The sequence below is a fragment of the Methylobacterium sp. J-076 genome (assembly GCF_022829405.1).
In the GTDB taxonomy this organism is placed as follows: Bacteria; Pseudomonadota; Alphaproteobacteria; order Rhizobiales; family Beijerinckiaceae; genus Methylobacterium.
Window position 1 is genome coordinate 54,240 of the sequence record NZ_JAKSXW010000115.1, and the last position, 18,031, is coordinate 72,270.

The window sequence follows — 18,031 nt, forward strand, 5'->3', positions numbered from 1 at the left end:
CTCACTCCGCGGGGGCCAAATCCACGATCCGGACCTGCGCCCGGTCGGCACCGCGCCACTGGTCGCGGGAGAGCGTCCCGGCCACGTGGACCTCCCGGCCGATCCCGTCGAGGATCGCCCGCCCCAGGGGCCTCTCGGCCGCCCGGAAGCAGATGGCGCCGACCGCCTGCCCGTCGCGGCTGCGCAGGCGCGCCCGCACATGGCCGGAGCCGACGATGCCGGCATCGACGATCCGGTGCCGGGCGAGGGCGAAGACGGGCTCCGGTGCGCCCTGGCCGAAGGGCCCGGCCCGCTGGAGCAGCCGCACCGTCTCGGCCGTGGCGCCGCCGGCGCTGAGGGTGCCGTCGATCAGCAGCGCGTCCACGGCACGGGCCTCGGCGACCGCGGCCCCGAGGTCCTGCGCGAGATGGCCGCCGAACGCCGCGATCGCGGCGCCGTCGAGGGTGACGCCCGCCGCCATGGCGTGGCCGCCCCCCTTGCGGGCGAGCCCCGCCTCGACGCAGGCCCGCACCGCCCGGCCGAGATCGACCCCGGGTACGGACCGGCCCGAGCCCGTGGCGCTGCCGTCCGGCCGGATGGCGAAGGCGAAGGCCGGGCGGCCGAACCGCTCCTTCAGGCGCGCGGCGACGAGCCCGACGATGCCGGGGTGCCAGTCGCGGTTGCCGATGACGAGGACCGGCAGGGCCGGCTCCTCGGTGAGGGCCTTGTCCATTTCGGCCTCCGCCTCCGCGACGGCCTGGGCCTCGATGGCCTGACGCTCCCGGTTCAGCCGGTCGAGGTCGGCGGCGATGCGCGCGGCCTCCACCGGATCGCGGGTCGAGAGCAGGCGGGCGCCGAGGCCGGCATCGCCGATCCGCCCCCCGGCATTGATCCGCGGGCCGAGCACGAAGCCGAGATGCCATGCCTCCGGCGGCTCGGAGAGGGAGGAGGCGTCGAGCAGGGCGGCGAGGCCGGTCCGCCCCCGGTGCCGCATCACTGACAGGCCCTGCACCACGAAGGCGCGGTTGAGGTCGCGCAGGGGCACCACGTCGGCCACGGTGGCCAGGGCGACGAGGTCGAGGGCGTCGGTGAGGCGCGGCTCGGGCCGCTCCGGCCCGAAATAGCCCTCGATGCGCAGGGCCCGGTTCAGGGCCACGAGGGTGAGGAAGACGATTCCCGCCGCGCAGAGATGCCCGAGGCCCGACAGGTCGTCCTGCCGGTTCGGGTTCACCACCGCATGGACCTGCGGCAAGATCTCCGAGGCGGCGTGATGGTCGAGGACGATCACGTCGAGGCCGTTCCGCGCCGCCTGCTCCAGGGGGCCGTGGCCGCTGGTGCCGCAATCCACGCAGACGAGCACGCTCGCCCCCTCCGCCGCCAGCGCCGCGATGGCGCCCTCGTTCGGGCCGTAGCCCTCGGCGATCCGGTCGGGGATGTGGACGCGCACCGTGAGCCCGAGGCCGCGGAGATATTCCGCGAGCATGGCGGCGCTCGCGGCGCCGTCCACGTCGTAATCGCCGAACACCGCCACGGTCTCGCCGTCGCGGACGGCGCGGACGAGGCGGCGCATCGCCAGCTGCATGTCGAGTAGGCTGTCGGGGTCGGGCATCAGGTCCCGCAGGCGGGGCGCCAGGAACGCCTCCGCCGCATCGGGGCGCACCCCGCGCCCGGCGAGGACCCGGGCCAGCAGTTCCGGCAGGGCATGCGCCTGCACCATGCGGGCGATGGCGAGGTCCTTCTCCAGGCCCGTGCAGCGGGCGGCCCAGCGGCGCCCGGTGACGGAGGCCTCGACGCCGAGAAGGGAGGCGGGTTCGATCAGGGCTGAGGCGGCAGACACGGGCGCATCCTACACCGCCAGCCGGGGCAATGCTGTGGCATCGCCGCATGGCGGGGAAAAAGGGCGGAGATCCAGTATCGGCGACGGCTGCATGCCGGGGGGTGAGCGGCGTCCGTGCGGAACGCATCGTTCCGGCTCGACCCCCACTCCCCGTCCTGCGGGGAGGGAAGGTGGGACCTGTTCCCAAAGAAAAAGGCGGAGGGCCCGAAGCCCCCCGCCCTCACCGCGAGACGTCCTCGCGAAGCCGCTGCGATCAGACCGACTTGAGGATCTGATCGACGACCTTCTTGGCGTCGCCGAACAGCATCATCGTGTTGTCGCGGAAGAACACCTCGTTCTCGACGCCCGCATAGCCGGAGCCCATGCCGCGCTTGATGAACAGCACGGTCTTGGCCTTCTCCACGTCGAGGATCGGCATGCCGTAGATCGGCGAGGTCTTGTCCGTCTTGGCCGCCGGGTTGGTGACGTCGTTGGCGCCGATCACGAAGGCCACGTCCGCCTGCGGGAACTCGCCGTTGATATCCTCCAGCTCGAACACCTCGTCGTAGGGCACGTTCGCCTCGGCGAGCAGCACGTTCATGTGGCCCGGCATGCGGCCCGCCACCGGGTGGATGGCGTACTTCACGTCGACGCCCTCCTTCTTCAGCATGTCGGCCATCTCGCGCAGGCTGTGCTGCGCCTGGGCGACCGCCATGCCGTAGCCGGGGACGATGATGACGCGCTCGGCGTTCTTCATGATGTAGGCCGCATCGTCGGCCGAGCCCTGCTTGACCGGGCGCGTCTCGACCTGCCCGCCGCCGGCCGCCGCGGCGGAATCGCCGCCGAAGCCGCCGAGGATGACCGAGATGAACGAGCGGTTCATCGCGTGGCACATGATGTACGACAGGATCGCGCCCGAGGAGCCCACCAGCGAGCCGGTGATGATGAGCGCGAGGTTGCCGAGGGTGAAACCGATGCCGGCCGCCGCCCAGCCCGAGTAGGAGTTCAGCATCGACACGACCACCGGCATGTCGGCGCCGCCGATCGGGATGATGATTAGGCCGCCGAGCACCAGCGCGGCGAGGACGATCAGCCAGAACAGGGCCTTCGATTCGGTGCCGATGAACAGGGCGATCAGCAGCACGAGGCCGGCGGCCAGCAGCGCGTTGATGAGATGGCGCTGCGGCAGCATGATCGGCTTGCCGGACATGCGCCCGTCGAGCTTGGCGAACGCGATGATCGAGCCGGTGAAGGTGATGGCGCCGATGGCCACGCCCAATCCCATCTCGAACAGCGACTGCTTATGGAAGTGGCCGTTCTCGATGATGCCGAAGGCCTGCGGGGCGTAGAGCGCCCCCGCCGCCACGAACACCGCCGCGAGGCCGACCAGCGAGTGGAAGGCCGCCACGAGCTGGGGCATCGCCGTCATCGGCACCCGCTTGGCGATGACCGCGCCCGCGCCGCCGCCGAGGCCGAGGCCGAGCAGCACCAGCACCCAGGCGCCGATGCCGGCCGGCGGGTGGCCGACCAGGGTGGTCAGGATGGCGAGCGCCATGCCGACCATGCCGTACATGTTGCCCTGCCGGGACGTCGTCGGGTGCGACAGCCCCCGCAGCGCCATGATGAACAGGACGCCGGAGACGATATAGAGGAGAGAGGAGACGTTCTCGGACACGTGCTCAGCCCTTCTTCTTGTACATGCCGAGCATGCGCTGCGTGACGAGGAAGCCGCCGAAGATGTTCACGCTGGCGAGCACGATGCCGATGAAGCCGAAGAAGCGGGCGACGCCCGTACCCTTCTCCACGAGGGGCACGCCCACGGCCAGGAGGGCGCCGACGATGATCACGGAGGAGATCGCGTTGGTGACGGACATGAGCGGCGTGTGCAGCGCCGGGGTCACCGACCACACGACGTAATAGCCGACGAAGATCGCCAGCACGAAGATTGCCAGCCGGAACACGGTGGGATCGACGGCGCCGCCGGTCGCGGCGGAGACGCCGTGGCCCATGCCGTCGGCGATGAACTGCGCCTGGTCGGCGGCGTTGCGGGCCACCGCCGCGGCGGCCCGGGCGGCATCGGCGAGCACGCGGGCCTGATCGGCCGCCTGGTCGGGAGGAACGACGACGTTTGCCATTTCAGGTATCCTCTCGACGGATCAGGCGGCGCCGACGGCCGGAGACTTGCCCGGCTCGGACTTGGCCAGGCCCACGGCGGCCGCCTCGGAGGCGGCGCCGTCGGTCTTCGGCTGGAAGGAAGCGTGGACGACGGACCCGTCGCGGGTGAGATTGGTGGCCTTCACCAGCTCATCGTCCCACTTGATCGCCAGGGACTTGGACTCCTTGTCGACCAGGGTCTCGATGAAGGCGTAGAGGTTGCGGGCATAGAGGCTGGACGCGGTCGCCGCGAGGCGGCCCGGCACGTTGAGGTGCCCGACGATCTTCACGCCCTTGTCCGTGGTGACGATCTCGCCCGGCTTGGCGCCCGCGACGTTGCCGCCGCGCTCGACGGCGAGGTCGATCAGCACGGAGCCCGGCTTCATGGACGCCACCATCTCCTCGGAGATGAGCTTCGGCGCCGGCCGGCCCGGGATCAGGGCCGTGGTGATGACGATGTCCTGCTTGGCGATGTGGCCCTTCACCAGTTCAGACTGCTTGCGCTGGTACTCGGCCGACATCTCCTTGGCGTAGCCGCCCTTGGTCTCGGCCTGCTTGAACTCGTCGTCCTCGACGGCGACGAACTTCGCGCCGAGGGATTCCACCTGCTCCTTGGTGGCCGGGCGCACGTCGGTCGCGGTCACCACCGCACCCATGCGGCGGGCGGTGGCGATGGCCTGAAGGCCGGCGACGCCGACGCCCATCACGAACACCCGGGCCGCCGGCACGGTGCCGGCCGCGGTCATCATCATCGGCATGGCGCGGCCGTACTCCGCCGCGCCGTCGATCACCGCGCGGTAGCCCGCGAGGTTCGCCTGCGACGAGAGCACGTCCATCACCTGCGCGCGGGTGATGCGGGGCATCAGCTCCATGGCGAAGGAGGCGACGCCTGCATCGGCCATGCCCTTGAGGGCGTCCTCGTTGCCGTAGGGATCCATGATCGCGACGACCGTGGCGCCGCGCTTGAAGAGCGGCAGTTCCTCGGCGGCGGGGCGACGGACCTTCAGGACGAGGTCGGCGTCCCGCGCCGCATCCTCGGCGCTGCCCGCCACCGTGGCACCGGCCGCCTCGTACTCGCCGTCGGGGAAGCCCGCGCGCGAGCCGGCGCCGGCCTGCACCACCACATCGGCGCCGAGGGCTTTGAATTTCTTGACCGTCTCCGGTACCGCCGCGACCCGCGGTTCCGCGGAGTCCCTTTCGGACAGCACAGCGATGCGCATGCGTGGTACCTCAGACATAAGCGTGTGATCCCCGGAATGCGCCAAGCGCGGCGCTATTTCGAGGGATCCTGTCAAGTTGCGATGAGAGTTTCGGAGCAGTTGTAACCCGTCGGCATGTCTGCCGCCGAGCGCCCCCAGGGAGCCGACCGGCCCCCGGTTCCACCGGACCGCGAGGCGGCCTCAGGCGAACGCGAGGTACAGTGCAAGAAGCACGCCGACCACGAGGGGCGCCCGCCAGCCGACGGCCGGGGCGAGGGCTCCGACGGCGCCCGCGGCGCCCGACACGACCACACCGAGGATGGCCACGAGCCACGCCTCGCGGATGCCGCCCACGGCCAGGGCGAGAACCCAGCAGATGACGACCCCGGTGCCGATTTCCACGAAGCGGACGAAGCCGCGATAGGTCTGCTCGTGAGTGGACCCATCCATTGCCGGGCTGTAGGCGTGCCCCGACACGGTTTGACTTTCGGCCATTTGCAGCGGATCCCTTGGGCGCAACTGTTTTTTCGTTGTTAGCTCATCTACCGCGCCGGCTCAATCGTCGCAATTGGCGGAAAACCGGGCGGACCCGCCCATCGACAGCCCGTTTCCCGTACCAAAGTATATGAGGCGTTCAGGCGGCGTCTTCCGCCTTCTCGTCCCCTTCGAGCCCGAGGTCCTTGAGCTTCCGGTAGAGGGTCGAGCGGCCGATGCCGAGCCGGCGCGAGACCTCGGACATCCGCCCCCGGTAGAACTGGAGGGCGAACCGGATGATGTCCGCCTCGAGGACGTCCATGGTCTTGATCTCGCCGGTCTCCTCCGTGACCAGGGAGAGGGCGTGGGGGTCGCGCACCTCCACCCGCACCAGTTCGCGCACCGGCTCCGGGACGTAGGCCGGCAGGGCCGGCTGGCTCGGGAGCGCCGGGATGCGGACGTCGAACCCTTCGACCTGGGCGGCGATCTGCGGGAACTCGGCCACGGTCAGCTCGTCGCCATCGGCCAGCACCACCGCGCGGAACAGGGCGTTCTCCAGCTGGCGGACGTTGCCGGGCCAGGGATACCGGGTCAGCAGGGCCATGGCCTCCTGACTGATTCCCCGGACGCGCTTGCCTTCTTCGGCGGCAAACCGCGCGCAGAATGAGCGGGCCAGCTCGGCGACGTCCTCCCGCCGTGCCCGCAAGGGGGGCAGCGTCATGGGGAAGACGTTGAGCCGATAGAACAGGTCCTCCCGGAACTTGCCCTGCTTCACGAGGTCGAGGAGCGAGCGGTTGGTGGCGGAGATCAGGCGGATGTCGACCCGCACCGGGCGCTTCCCGCCCACTGGATCGACCTCGCCCTCCTGCAGGGCCCGCAGGAGCTTCACCTGCGCGTCGAGGGGCAGCTCACCGATCTCGTCGAGGAACAGCGTCCCGCCCGAGGCCTCCACGAACTTGCCCGCGTGTTTCTCCGTGGCGCCCGTGAAGGCGCCCTTCTCGTGCCCGAACAGGGTCGATTCCACGAGGTTCTCGGGAATCGCCCCGCAGTTCACGATGACGAAGGGCTTGCCCTTGCGGTCGCCGGAACCCTGGATCGCCCGGGCCAGCACCTCCTTGCCGACGCCCGATTCGCCCTCGATCAGCACGGGGATGGTCGACTTGGCGGCGCGCTCGGCCAGCCGGATCACCCGCTCCATGTCCGGGCTGCGGGAGGCGAGGTCCTTGAACGTCAGGACGCCGGAGGCCCGGCGGCGCATCCGGCGGACCTCCTCTTCGAGGTGATCGACCCGGAGGGCGTTCTTGATCGACACCTGCAACCGCTCGGCGCCCGCCGGCTTCACGACGAAATCCACCGCCCCCGCCCGCATGGCGTTGACCACGGCATCGATGGAGCCGTTCGAGGTCTGCACGATGACCGGCGTGTCGAGCCCGGTGCGTCGCATCTCGGCCAGCACGCCGAGGCCGTCGAGGCCCGGCATCACCATGTCGAGGAGCACCACGTCGGCGCCCTCGGAGCGCAGGAGGGCGAGCCCGTCCATGCCGGTCTCGGCCACCCGCGCCTCGAAGCCGAACCGCCGCACCGCCGCCTCGGTCAGGCGGCGCTGGACGGGATCGTCGTCGACGATGAGGACGGCGGTCGACATGGCGGCTTCCCTGAAGCCGCACCCACCGGCCGGGCACCGGGCATCCGGCGCGCGACCGATTCGGCGGCTGTTTCGTTTCGAGCCGTAAGGTCGCCGATATCCGTAAAGTCGCGCTTAACGACGTTTTGTGTTCCCGCCCCGCCACCGTTTGAAGCATGAGCGTGCGGGTTCCGTTGAACCCCGACGGCCTTCGCTCGATATCACCCCCAGGCACGCCGCCTTTTTGCGCCCCAAGGACACCGGAACCGATGAGTGTGAGTCCCGCCGCCCCGATGCCCGCCGCGACGGCGGAAGGAGCCGACGCCGCCCGCGCGGCCGCGAAGGCGGCCGATCTCGGGCAGATCCTCGGCCCGCTGCCCGAATGGGACCTGACCGACCTCTATGGCGGCCTGGACGACCCGAAGTTCTCCACCGACCTCACCCGGGCGGAGGAGGAGTGCCGCCAGTTCAGCGAATCCTACGCCGGCAGGATCGCCGGCTTGGTCGCGGAGCCCGACGGCTCCGGGCGTCTCGCGGAGGCGGTGGCCGCCTACGAGCGGATCGAGGATCTGCTCGGCAAGCTCATGTCCTATGCCGGCCTCGTCTATTCCGGCGACACCACCGACGAGACCCGCGCCAAGTTCTACGGCGACACCCGCGAGCGCCTGACCAACGCCTCCGGCGACCTGCTCTTCTTCGGCCTCGAACTGAACCGCCTCGACGATGCGGTGATGGATGCGGCCAAGGCGCGCGCGCCCCTCTCCCGCTACGCCCCCTGGATCGACGACCTCCGCCGGGAGAAGCCGTTCCAGCTGGAGGACCGGATCGAGAAGCTGTTCCTCGAGAAATCGGTGACCGCCAACGCGGCCTGGGACCGGCTGTTCGATGAGACCATCGCCAGCCTGCGCTTCACCGTGCAGGGCGAGCGCCTGTCCCTCGAGCCGACGCTCAACCGGCTGCAGGACCCGGACGGCGCCGTCCGCAAGGAAGCCGCCGGGGCGATCAGCGAGGTGCTGCGCACCAACCTGCGCACCTTCACGCTGATCACCAACACCCTCGCCAAGGACAAGGAGATCTCGGACCGCTGGCGCGGCTTCCGGGACGTCGCTGACGCGCGGCACCTGTCCAACCGGGTCGAGCCCGAGGTGGTGGCGGCCCTGGTCGATGCCGTGCAGGCGGCCTACCCGCGCCTGTCGCACCGCTACTACAAGCTGAAGGCCCGATGGTTCGGGCAGGAGACGCTGCCCTATTGGGACCGGAACGCGCCGCTTCCGACCGTCGACCAGCGCACGATTCCCTGGACCGAGGCGCGGGATACGGTGCTGACCGCCTACGAGGCGTTCTCCCCCGACATGGCGGGAATCGCGAAGCGGTTCTTCGACCGCAACTGGATCGACGCGCCGACCCGCCCGGGCAAGGCGCCCGGCGCCTTCGCGCACCCGACCGTGCCCTCGGTGCACCCCTACGTGCTGGTGAACTACCAGGGCAAGCCGCGGGACGTGATGACCCTCGCCCACGAGCTCGGGCACGGGGTGCACCAGGTGCTGGCCGGGCCGAACGGCGCGCTGATGGCGCCGACCCCGCTGACGCTGGCCGAGACGGCCAGCGTGTTCGGCGAGATGCTGACCTTCCGCAAGCTGCTCGCCGCCACGCAGAACACGACCCAGCGCCGGGCGATGCTCGCGGCCAAGGTCGAGGACATGATCAACACGGTGGTGCGCCAGATCGCGTTCTACCTGTTCGAGCGGAAGGTCCACCTCGCCCGCGCCAAGGGCGAATTGACCACCGAGCAGATCAACGCCCTGTGGCTCTCGGTGCAGGCCGAATCCCTCGGGCCGGCGATCACCCTGGATGCGGGGTACGAGCCCTTCTGGGCCTACATCCCGCACTTCATCCACTCGCCCTTCTACGTCTACGCCTACGCATTCGGCGACTGCCTCGTGAACTCGCTCTACGGGGTCTACCAGAAGGCCGAGGACGGCTTCGCGGAGCGCTACATGGCGCTCCTCGCCGCCGGCGGGGCGAAGCCCTACGGCGAACTCCTGGCCCCGTTCGGCCTCGACGCCCGCGACCCCGGCTTCTGGCAGGTCGGCCTCGGGATGATCGAAGGGATGATCGCCGAGCTGGAGGCGATGGAAGGCACGGCCTGAGGGCCGGACGGGGGGTGGCGCAGGGCGCGCCACCCCCTTCACCGACGCGCCACCGTGGCGTGGCCGGGAGCGACCCCTACCGCTCCGGCTCGAAAGGGATCCCCGGCGCGCGTGAGGCGGCCAAGGGAATGGCGGCCGCGCCGCGTCCCGATGGGGGCGGGCCGAGGGCGAGCCTTGCCAGCGAGGGGACGAGGGCCGCCACCGGCCCGCGGACGACCGGCCCCGGCATCCGCAACCGGCTCCGTCCGGTCCGGAAGCCCCGCCGCGGCGGAGCCGGACCGCCGTCAGGTCCCCGTCAGCTCAGTATTGTAGTCACCTAAGCAACGCCGCGTTCCAGAACGCGAACCGCTGTCCCACCGGACAAGCGGGACAGCAAAGCCCTGATCGGCAGGCGGCTGCCCGACACGGAAGACGTCGCCCGAAGCAGGCCGGTGCCATCGCCCTCTTCCACCCCGGGAACAGGAAGCATCATGTCTCTGACCGTGACCAACCAGTCCCCCTCGTTGTCCCCGGGCGCGTCGCAGCAGCCGGAGGTCACGGCCTGGAACGCCTCGCTCGCGAAGGAGGAGAAATCGTCTTCCTCCGGCACCGGCGACGCGAGCGGCACCGCCGCGAAAGAGACCGTCAATTCCGCCGAAATGCACCAGACATACGGCATCCCGCCCTACGACGGCGAAGGGCTGATGGATCTGAAGGTGGATGGCGACAAGACCGTCGCGACTCAGGCGTCGGAAGATTTCGTCCAGGGCATGCGTGACGATCTCAAGAGCGGCAAGATCGACGCAAAGTCGGACGAGGCCAAGCTCCTGAAATTGATCGACGCGCAGGGGGCGATGGAGAACGGATATGACCTCTACGGTTATATCGAGAACAGGGAATCTGGCGGCAAAACCTATCGCTTGAGCCAGGACTATCCTACTCATCTCGAACCGAACGACGTCAAGGACATCATCGATAAGGATAAGATCGCGACGCAGTTCAACGAGTTGATGGGCAAGCAGAGCATCAGCACGCGCTACGACGACGCCATGAAGCGCGCGATCGAGTCCGCACCGAGAGACCAAGTGGAAGCGCTCAAGGCCAAGACCATCGGCACGTTGTTCGACGGCGATAAACCGAACACGAAGTTCGAGTACTACGCGATCGCAGTCGAAAAGAAAGCGAGCGCGATCGAAGACGAGGCCGCCAAGGACAAGCTCGAAAGAGAACTCAGTAACTACTTCGAAACGCTCAAATATTTCGAACCGGACAAATACGCCACTCGCAAGCAAACTTTCGATCAGAACATGATGTCCGCAGATCTCGATAGGTATGTCGGCCACATTGAAACTGTTGATCCGGAAAATATTGCGATCGGCCTCCGAACGACGATCGATGTGATTCAATCGAGCGTCAACGGCGTTCTTCAAACCGCAGACAAAGGAAGCAAGATTTATACGGAGGCTATGGACTATAACAATGCCTCGAAAAGTTTTCAGGATCTCGCAAAAACGCTTAAGCCAGACGAAATGGCCAAGCTTGGCATAGCCGCCGATGCCATCGCGGAGGCTATTGACCAAAAAAATATTCCTGCCGATCAGGCTTATGCCAAATATAACGAGGCCGCTAACCAAATATTTGCTGATCAGCTTAAATATTCTCCGAATAATGTTAAAGAGGCTTATCGATCATTCCTCGACGTCAGCGTGAAAGCCGGCACTTTCGGTGCGCTCTCTGGAGTTATGAGTCTTGTTAGCGGCGGCTCGCAATTGTCCCATGGCAAATGGGGGACCATGACAAGCGACGAGCGCGTTGCAGCCGTGCGCGACCTCGTGGGTGGGTTAAGCTTCGCAAGCGACTTCGCGAAATTCGGCGAGACGACTATTTCAATTCTTAAAAAAGGATCCGACGCGTCTTCCTCGGCTGCTTCATGGTTGGGACTGTTCGACAACAATTTTCCCGATATTTGGAAAAACAGCCCCAATGCGGGAAGCGAATTTGCTCGGGCACTCAATCAGAAAGTTACCGAAACTGTAAACACTGCATCAGAGAGACTCCAGAAAAAGGCAACAGAACTGGACTTGACCGGTCTCAATGAATCCGAATTGAGCGACGCTGAAAGGCAAGAAATTAGAAATGCAGCGTCGAAGGTCGGTACAATGATGGGCGCTCCTGTCGGTTCGATCGCGGAGAAAGCCGGGCGCACGTTCTTCCGTTTCATGGTCGGCGCAGGCCTCGATATAACCGGCGGCGTGATGGATCTCGTTACGGGTATCCGCGCAATCAAGAAAGCTGACAATGCCCTCCAGCGGGCGGGTGCAGGAGTTCAGGTGGCCGGCGGTTTGACGACTATCGGTCTCGGCCTGTCCTCCACAATCAAAATGCTCGCTCCCCGCGGAAGTGTTCTGGCCACGCGACTGGCGGTTCCGGCAGCAACTCGGGTCTTCAATGGGTTTATCTTGGGAACCCAAGTTGTCGGTCCGATGTTCGGCGCCGCGACTGCAATTTTCGGAATGGTGGGTGTACTGATCACTGAATTGATCAACCACGGCAAAAAACAGAAGTTGACGGATTCACAGGGGGAATTCTTCAAATCTCTCGCCGACCAGGGGGTCGCCCGAAACGATTGGGGCGACAAGCTCGAGTATGCCCGGTACGCCACCTACATGTATGGCGGCCGCGACACACCGAAAAACACTTCAATCTACGAATTTCAGAAAGCCGAGTGGGAGCATTTTCGGGACACACCCTCGAAACAGGGCAGCTCGATCAATCGAATCGCGCCTGAACTTCATAAAGACTCGGATTTCGGCACGCTCAATCTTTACGAGAAATTCCTTACAGGCGAAACAGCAAGAGAATCCGCCAAAGACGTCGAAACCCACACAGCCGATTGGCGCCCGTGGATTGACACTGATTTGAACATCAATTCCCTTCCGCATTCGGTCGATGAAATGCGATTAAACAACGTGACACGCGTCTACGACAAGGCATTCTACACAGCAAACAAGATCGCTATCGACACGATGGCCCATAAGTTCAATGATTGGGCCGGGCAAGACCACCTCCTGAGCAAGTCGGAGCTGGATGATATCGCTGCCGATGCGAACAGGGACGATACCGAACGCCAAGCAGCGAACTTCCTGCTCGAGAAAACCGATTTCCGCAACGCCCTCGACACGATTCAGCCCTCCGGGGCCAAAGGCGATTCGAAGATCAGTGAGAAAGACCTCAACCTCTGGCTCGCGCGGGTCGCGGACGGCACGAAGGCGTGACGTCCAGCAGGAGCGGCGGCGTGTCAGCGCGACACGCGCCCGAGGGGCGACGGTCCGATCACGAGGCTGGCCCCATGGGCGTCAGGCTGGCCCTATTGAGGCGCGACGGGAGGGAAGCGAGGGCCTCCCGTCGATGGCCTCCACGGCTGGCGGGAGAGGTCTGAAAGAAGGAGTGGGCCATCGGCATCCGAAGCCGGCTCTTCGAGCGCCGCGACACCGACGCGGGCGTTTACTGGACAAGCTCGATCGTAAACCTCGACGCGCTCCCCTCCCTCTTGTGGAGGGGTGGGGGTGGCACAAGAGGCACCGCCCCGCCATCGCCGGCACACCAATTCCCTCCCCAGGGGAAAGGGCCCGTAGGGAGACGCGAGACCAGCCGATCCAGGGTTCGCGGAAAACGATTTAGCGCAGGGGCTTTGCCAGATTGACCGCCAACGCCGCGGCGAGGGTCAGGACGTAGCCGTCGTCGTGCGTATCGGCGATGCGCTCAGCCTCGCCGCCACTGTTGGAGGCGACGGAGAGCATCAGCATCAGGCCGGTGACGGTGGCGCCCAAGCCCGCGCTCAGGGCGAGATACGCCCGGACGGCAGCGCGGGGGACGAGCGGCTCCGCAGCGCAATCGCCGAGGGCCAGCGGGGACGGGCTGCGGTCGCTCATGGGGGCTACGTTCACCCGCGACGCCATCGGCCGGACGATCCGGCCACGCTCTTGCGGAGGCGATTGTCCGCTAGCATGCAACGTGCCGACACGGCAAAGGTTCAAACGCCGCAATCGGAAGTTGTCCGATTTTTTTTAAGCGGCAGCATTGCGCAGATCTTTCCGCGCGCTGCCTAGACCCGGCCGAAGGCCCCTCCCCCCGTGGGGGGAAGGGGCCGCGCCGGTCAGTCGGCGGGATGGCTCTCGGCTCTAGCCGGCTCAGCCCTCGCCGACATGGGCCTTGCCCAGGGCAGCCTGGGCCGCGGCGAGGCGGGCGATCGGCACGCGGTAGGGCGAGCACGAGACGTAATCAAGCCCGACATCCTGACAGAAGGCGATGGAGGCGGGATCACCCCCGTGCTCGCCGCAGATGCCGAGCTTGATGTCCGGTCGGGTCACCCGCCCGCGCTCGCAGCCGATGCGCACCAGCTCGCCCACGCCCTCCTGGTCGATGGTGATGAACGGGTCCGCCGCCAGGATGCCCTTCTGGGTGTAGGGCCCGAGGAAGGTCGCCGCATCGTCGCGGGAGATGCCGAGGGCGGTCTGGGTCAGGTCGTTGGTGCCGAAGGAGAAGAACTCCGCCGTCTCGGCGATCTGGCCCGCCATCAGGGCGGCGCGGGGCAGCTCGATCATCGTGCCGACCTGATAGTCGAGCTTGGCCTTCGTCTCCTCCGCGACGGCCTTCGCCGTGGCGTCGATCCGGCCCTTCACGAGGTCGAACTCGGCCCGGGTGAACACCAGGGGCACCATCACCTCGGGGGTCACGGGGCTGCCGGTCTCCTCGGCGGCCTGGATGGCGGCCTCGAAGATCGCCCGGGCCTGCATCTCCGCGATCTCCGGGAAGGCGATGGCGAGGCGACAGCCGCGGAAGCCGAGCATCGGGTTGTGCTCGGACAATTCCCGCATCCGCTGGCGGATCTTGTCCTCGGTCACGCCCGTGGCCTTCACCACCTCGCCGACCTCCTGATCGGTGTGCGGCAGGAACTCGTGCAGGGGCGGGTCGAGCAGCCGGATCGTCACCGGCAGGCCGGACATGATCTTGAACAGCTCCAGGAAGTCCTGCCGCTGGTAGGGCAGGATCTTGGCGAGCGCCGCCTTCCTGCCCTCGGCGTCGTCGGCCAGGATCATCTCGCGCACGGCGATGATCCGGTCCCCATCGAAGAACATGTGCTCGGTGCGGCACAGGCCGATGCCCTCGGCCCCGAAGTTGCGCGCGGTGCGGGCGTCGGTGGGGGTGTCGGCGTTGGTGCGCACCTTCATGGTGCGGATCCCGTCCGCCCATTCCATCAGGGTGGCGAAGTCACCGGACAGCTCCGGCTCCAGCATCGCCACCTCGCCCAGGATCACCTGACCGGTCGAGCCGTCGATGGTGATCTTGTCGCCCGCCTTCAGCAACTTGCCGCCGACGGTCATCGTCTGCGCCTTGTAGTCGATGCGGATCGTGCCGACGCCGGAGACGCAGGGCTTGCCCATGCCGCGGGCGACCACCGCCGCGTGGCTGGTCATGCCGCCGCGGGTGGTGAGGATGCCCTCGGCGGCGTGCATGCCGTGGATGTCCTCGGGCGAGGTCTCGACGCGCACGAGGATGCACTTCTTCTCGGCCTTGCGATGGGCCTCGGCATCCTCCGAATTGAAGACGATCTGGCCCGTCGCCGCGCCGGGGGAGGCCGGCAGGCCGCTGGCGATCACCTTGCGCTCGGCCTTCGGGTCGATGGTCGGGTGCAGCAACTGGTCGAGGGCGGAGGGCTCCACCCGGCCGATGGCCTCGTTGCGGGAGATCAGCCCCTCGGCCGCCAGATCCACGGCGATGCGCAGGGCCGCCTTGGCGGTGCGCTTGCCGTTGCGGGTCTGCAGCATCCAGAGCTTCCCCTTCTCGATGGTGAACTCCATGTCCTGCATGTCGCGGTAGTGGCTCTCCAGGATCCCGTAGATCCGGGTCAGCTCGCCGAAACACTCGGGCATGGCGCTCTCGAGGGAGGGCTTGTCGCTCTTGGCCTCCAGCCGCGCCTTCTCGGTGATGTTCTGCGGAGTGCGGATGCCCGCCACCACGTCCTCGCCCTGGGCGTTGATCAGGAACTCGCCGTAGAGCGCCTTCTCGCCGGTGGACGGGTTGCGGGTGAAGGCGACGCCGGTGGCCGACGTGTCGCCCATGTTGCCGAACACCATCGCCTGCACGTTGACGGCGGTGCCCCAGCTCTCGGGGATGCTGTTCAGCTCGCGGTACTTCTTGGCCCGCGGGATCATCCAGGAATTGAACACGGCGCCGATCGCGCCCCAGAGCTGGTCGTCGGCCCCCTGCGGGAAGTCGGAGCCGTGCTCGTCGCGGACGATCTTCTTGTAGGTCTGGATCAGGGTCTTCCAATCCTCGGCACCGAGCTCGGTGTCGAGGTCGAAGCCCTTCGTCTCCTTGTACTGCTCCAGCGCCTCCTCGAAGGCGTGGTGCTCCACGCCGAGGACGACGTTCGAGTACATGGTGATGAAGCGGCGGTAGGAATCGTAGGCGAAGCGCTCGTCCCCGGCCTCCAAGGCCAGCGCCGAGACGGTCTCGTCGTTGAGGCCGAGGTTCAGCACCGTGTCCATCATCCCCGGCATCGAGGCGCGGGCGCCCGAGCGGACCGAGACGAGGAGCGGCGCCTTGGCATCGCCGAACGAACGGCTGGTGAGCGCACCCACCTGCGCGAGGGCGGCGGCGACCTGATCCTTCAGCTCCGGCGGGTACTGCTTGCCGTGGTCGTAATAGTAGGTGCAGACCCCGGTGGTGATGGTGAAGCCGGGGGGAACCGGCAACCCGAGATTCGACATCTCGGCGAGGTTCGCGCCCTTGCCGCCGAGCAGATCGCGCATCTGCGATTTGCCTTCCGCCTTCCCGTCGCCGAAGGCGTAGACCCACTTTGCGTCAGCAGCCATCTCGATCCCATTCGTCGCGTGCAGCTAGGTCTTGCGACCCCATCCCGGCGGGGTGAACCATCCTGTACCGCAACGCAAGATGAACGATCGGCACGGGAGCCCCCCGTTCACTGACGATCCCCGGCGGATGCATTCTTTTCGCGGCCGGCGACGGCCCGACGGGGGGATCCCGGGGCGGCCTCGCCCCCGGCGGGACCCATGGGCGGGTCACCCGTCCCGGCGCGGAGGCGGCGTGAAATTCGGCCAGAAGACAGTCTTGAGCCCCGCCCGTGGCCGGGACGGCGAATCGATGTCGCGGGAAAGACTGTTCATCGGCCCGGCCGCGCCCCCTCCCATCGTCCGGGAGCGGCCGCGGCGAAGGCGGCCCGGGGTCGCGGGTGGCAGGGGCCGGCTAGGACAGGCCGCGGAACAGGCCGAGGCCGATGACGCCGACGGCGATCAGGTAGACCGCGACGATGTAGTTGAGCAGGCGCGGCATCACGAGGATCAGGATGCCGGCGATGATCGCGATGATCGGTTGCAGGTGCGAGATCGTGATCGTCATGGTGCGTCCCCCGGCCAAGCTCGGCCGTGACACGAAGACGTGCGGGGCGCGGGAACGGTTCCTGGATCCGTCCCGCGCCCCGCACGTCCCCCCTCGCGGACGAGGGGGGAGCGTCGTCCTACATCGGCGGCTTGGGCGTCGGCGTGGTGGTCCCCGGGATCGGGTCCTTGGCTTCACCCACCGGCAGGCTCACCTGGGTCGTGGGGTGGGCGAGCTCGGGATAGGGTTCGATCACCTTGGCGCCGTTGAGGGGCTTGTTGGCACCGTTGTGGCAGGTGGCGCAGCTGATCTTGGCCACGTCCCCCGTCGGCCCGAGGCGCGCCTCCGGGAAGGTCGTGGTGAGCGGGCGCATGTAGTCCTGGTTCAGGTCCCGGACCATCTGGACGCCGTACCACGCGTGGACCCGGTTCGGCGTGCTGGTGTCCCACTGCGCCACCGAGCGGGTGTTGTGGCAGAAGGTGCAGTTCACCCCCAGCGCCTGGGACATCGTGATCATGATCGCGAAGGTCCGCTCGGCGTCCTGGATCGGCTTGCTCTTGGCTTCCGGCAGGGCGGTGGTGGCGTTCACCCGCACGTAGGATTGCGGGGTGTCCTTGCGGGAATAGTAGTCGTCGAAGATCCCGTAGGGCAGCGAGGTCAAGCCGACATTGGCCGAGGCGAGGTTCTGGCCGTTGTTGCGGGGGATGAACTTGCCCGCGCTCGGCGGCGGCGTGTCGAACCAGACGTTGGCCGGCACCGGATTGCCCCGGTGGCAGGTGTAGCAGGTCACGCCCGCCTCGTGGACGTGGTTCTCCTTCCAGCTCGAGTTGATGTGCTGGGTCATCTGGAACATGCGGCGGGCGACGCGCTTCTGGTAGAGCTCGTCGGACGCCATGTTCTCCGTGCTGTGGCAGTAGGTGCAGCCCTGCTGCGGCGCCACCCATTCGGTGATCGACACCATCACCCGGTTGAACTGCTCGGCCGAGAGGTCGCCCAGCACCTGGACGTTCTCGTAGACGGCCGAGGCCTTGTCGCCGGAGGCGTCGGCGGGGTCGGCCGGCGCCGGCGCGCGGTTCGCGGCGGCGAGTTCCTCGTTGCCGGCCCTGGTCCGGATGAGGTCCATGCCGGTGCCGCGGAAGCCCGTCTGCTTGTTGGCCATCGGGGGGTGGGTCCAGCCCGCCCCGCCGAACATCGCGATGGTGAGGAAGAGAGCGAGGGCGGCCCCCGCCACGGAGAGAACGATCTTCATAGCGTC

General features: G+C 67.4%; 12 protein-coding genes. 2 read left to right on the forward strand and 10 right to left on the reverse strand.

Annotated elements, in window-relative coordinates; genetic code table 11:
* Nucleotide 1 precedes the first annotated feature (1 nt).
* The 6 genes from recJ to MKK53_RS10605 form a co-directional block, all read right to left on the reverse strand.
* Entirely contained in the window at nucleotides 2-1,816 is a 1,815-nt protein-coding gene (recJ, locus tag MKK53_RS10580) for a single-stranded-DNA-specific exonuclease RecJ (protein WP_409564307.1), read from the reverse strand.
* Nucleotides 1,817-2,069: 253 nt separating this feature from the next.
* Nucleotides 2,070-3,470 (reverse strand): NAD(P)(+) transhydrogenase (Re/Si-specific) subunit beta, encoded by a 1,401-nt coding sequence (locus MKK53_RS10585; protein ID WP_243928657.1) that lies wholly within the window; start codon nucleotides 3,468-3,470, stop codon nucleotides 2,070-2,072.
* Nucleotides 3,471-3,474: 4 nt separating this feature from the next.
* Entirely contained in the window at nucleotides 3,475-3,930 is a 456-nt protein-coding gene (locus tag MKK53_RS10590) for a proton-translocating transhydrogenase family protein (protein WP_243928658.1), read from the reverse strand.
* Between the two features lie 21 nt (nucleotides 3,931-3,951).
* Nucleotides 3,952-5,169: a Re/Si-specific NAD(P)(+) transhydrogenase subunit alpha gene (locus MKK53_RS10595; protein WP_243928659.1), complete on the reverse strand. Its 1,218-nt coding sequence runs from the start codon at nucleotides 5,167-5,169 to the stop codon at nucleotides 3,952-3,954.
* A 180-nt stretch (nucleotides 5,170-5,349) separates the two neighbouring features.
* Nucleotides 5,350-5,643, reverse strand: a complete 294-nt coding sequence (locus tag MKK53_RS10600) for an aa3-type cytochrome c oxidase subunit IV (RefSeq protein WP_243928660.1) — start codon at nucleotides 5,641-5,643, stop codon at nucleotides 5,350-5,352.
* Between the two features lie 139 nt (nucleotides 5,644-5,782).
* Nucleotides 5,783-7,267, reverse strand: coding sequence for a sigma-54-dependent transcriptional regulator (locus MKK53_RS10605; RefSeq protein ID WP_243928661.1), 1,485 nt, complete (start codon nucleotides 7,265-7,267; stop codon nucleotides 5,783-5,785).
* 248 nt (nucleotides 7,268-7,515) lie between these two features.
* Between MKK53_RS10605 and MKK53_RS10610 the strand changes: the two genes are divergently transcribed.
* The gene (locus MKK53_RS10610) at nucleotides 7,516-9,396 is read left to right on the forward strand and encodes a M3 family oligoendopeptidase (protein WP_243928662.1); all 1,881 of its coding nucleotides are present in this window, start codon (nucleotides 7,516-7,518) and stop codon (nucleotides 9,394-9,396) included.
* Nucleotides 9,397-9,866: 470 nt separating this feature from the next.
* The gene (locus tag MKK53_RS10615) at nucleotides 9,867-12,650 is read left to right on the forward strand and encodes a hypothetical protein (RefSeq protein WP_243928663.1); all 2,784 of its coding nucleotides are present in this window, start codon (nucleotides 9,867-9,869) and stop codon (nucleotides 12,648-12,650) included.
* A 402-nt stretch (nucleotides 12,651-13,052) separates the two neighbouring features.
* Here MKK53_RS10615 and MKK53_RS10620 read toward each other — a convergent pair whose 3' ends face one another.
* From MKK53_RS10620 to pufC, 4 genes are all read right to left on the reverse strand, one after another.
* Complete coding sequence (locus MKK53_RS10620) at nucleotides 13,053-13,307, reverse strand: hypothetical protein (protein WP_243928664.1); 255 nt, start codon at nucleotides 13,305-13,307, stop codon at nucleotides 13,053-13,055.
* A gap of 258 nt (nucleotides 13,308-13,565) precedes the next feature.
* On the reverse strand, nucleotides 13,566-16,253 hold the full coding sequence (gene ppdK / locus MKK53_RS10625; protein WP_243928665.1) for a pyruvate, phosphate dikinase: 2,688 nt from the start codon (nucleotides 16,251-16,253) through the stop codon (nucleotides 13,566-13,568).
* A gap of 391 nt (nucleotides 16,254-16,644) precedes the next feature.
* Nucleotides 16,645-16,797, reverse strand: coding sequence for a DUF3096 domain-containing protein (locus MKK53_RS10630; RefSeq protein WP_243928666.1), 153 nt, complete (start codon nucleotides 16,795-16,797; stop codon nucleotides 16,645-16,647).
* Nucleotides 16,798-16,915: 118 nt separating this feature from the next.
* The gene (pufC, locus tag MKK53_RS10635) at nucleotides 16,916-18,025 is read right to left on the reverse strand and encodes a photosynthetic reaction center cytochrome PufC (protein ID WP_243928667.1); all 1,110 of its coding nucleotides are present in this window, start codon (nucleotides 18,023-18,025) and stop codon (nucleotides 16,916-16,918) included.
* Nucleotides 18,026-18,031 lie beyond the last annotated feature (6 nt).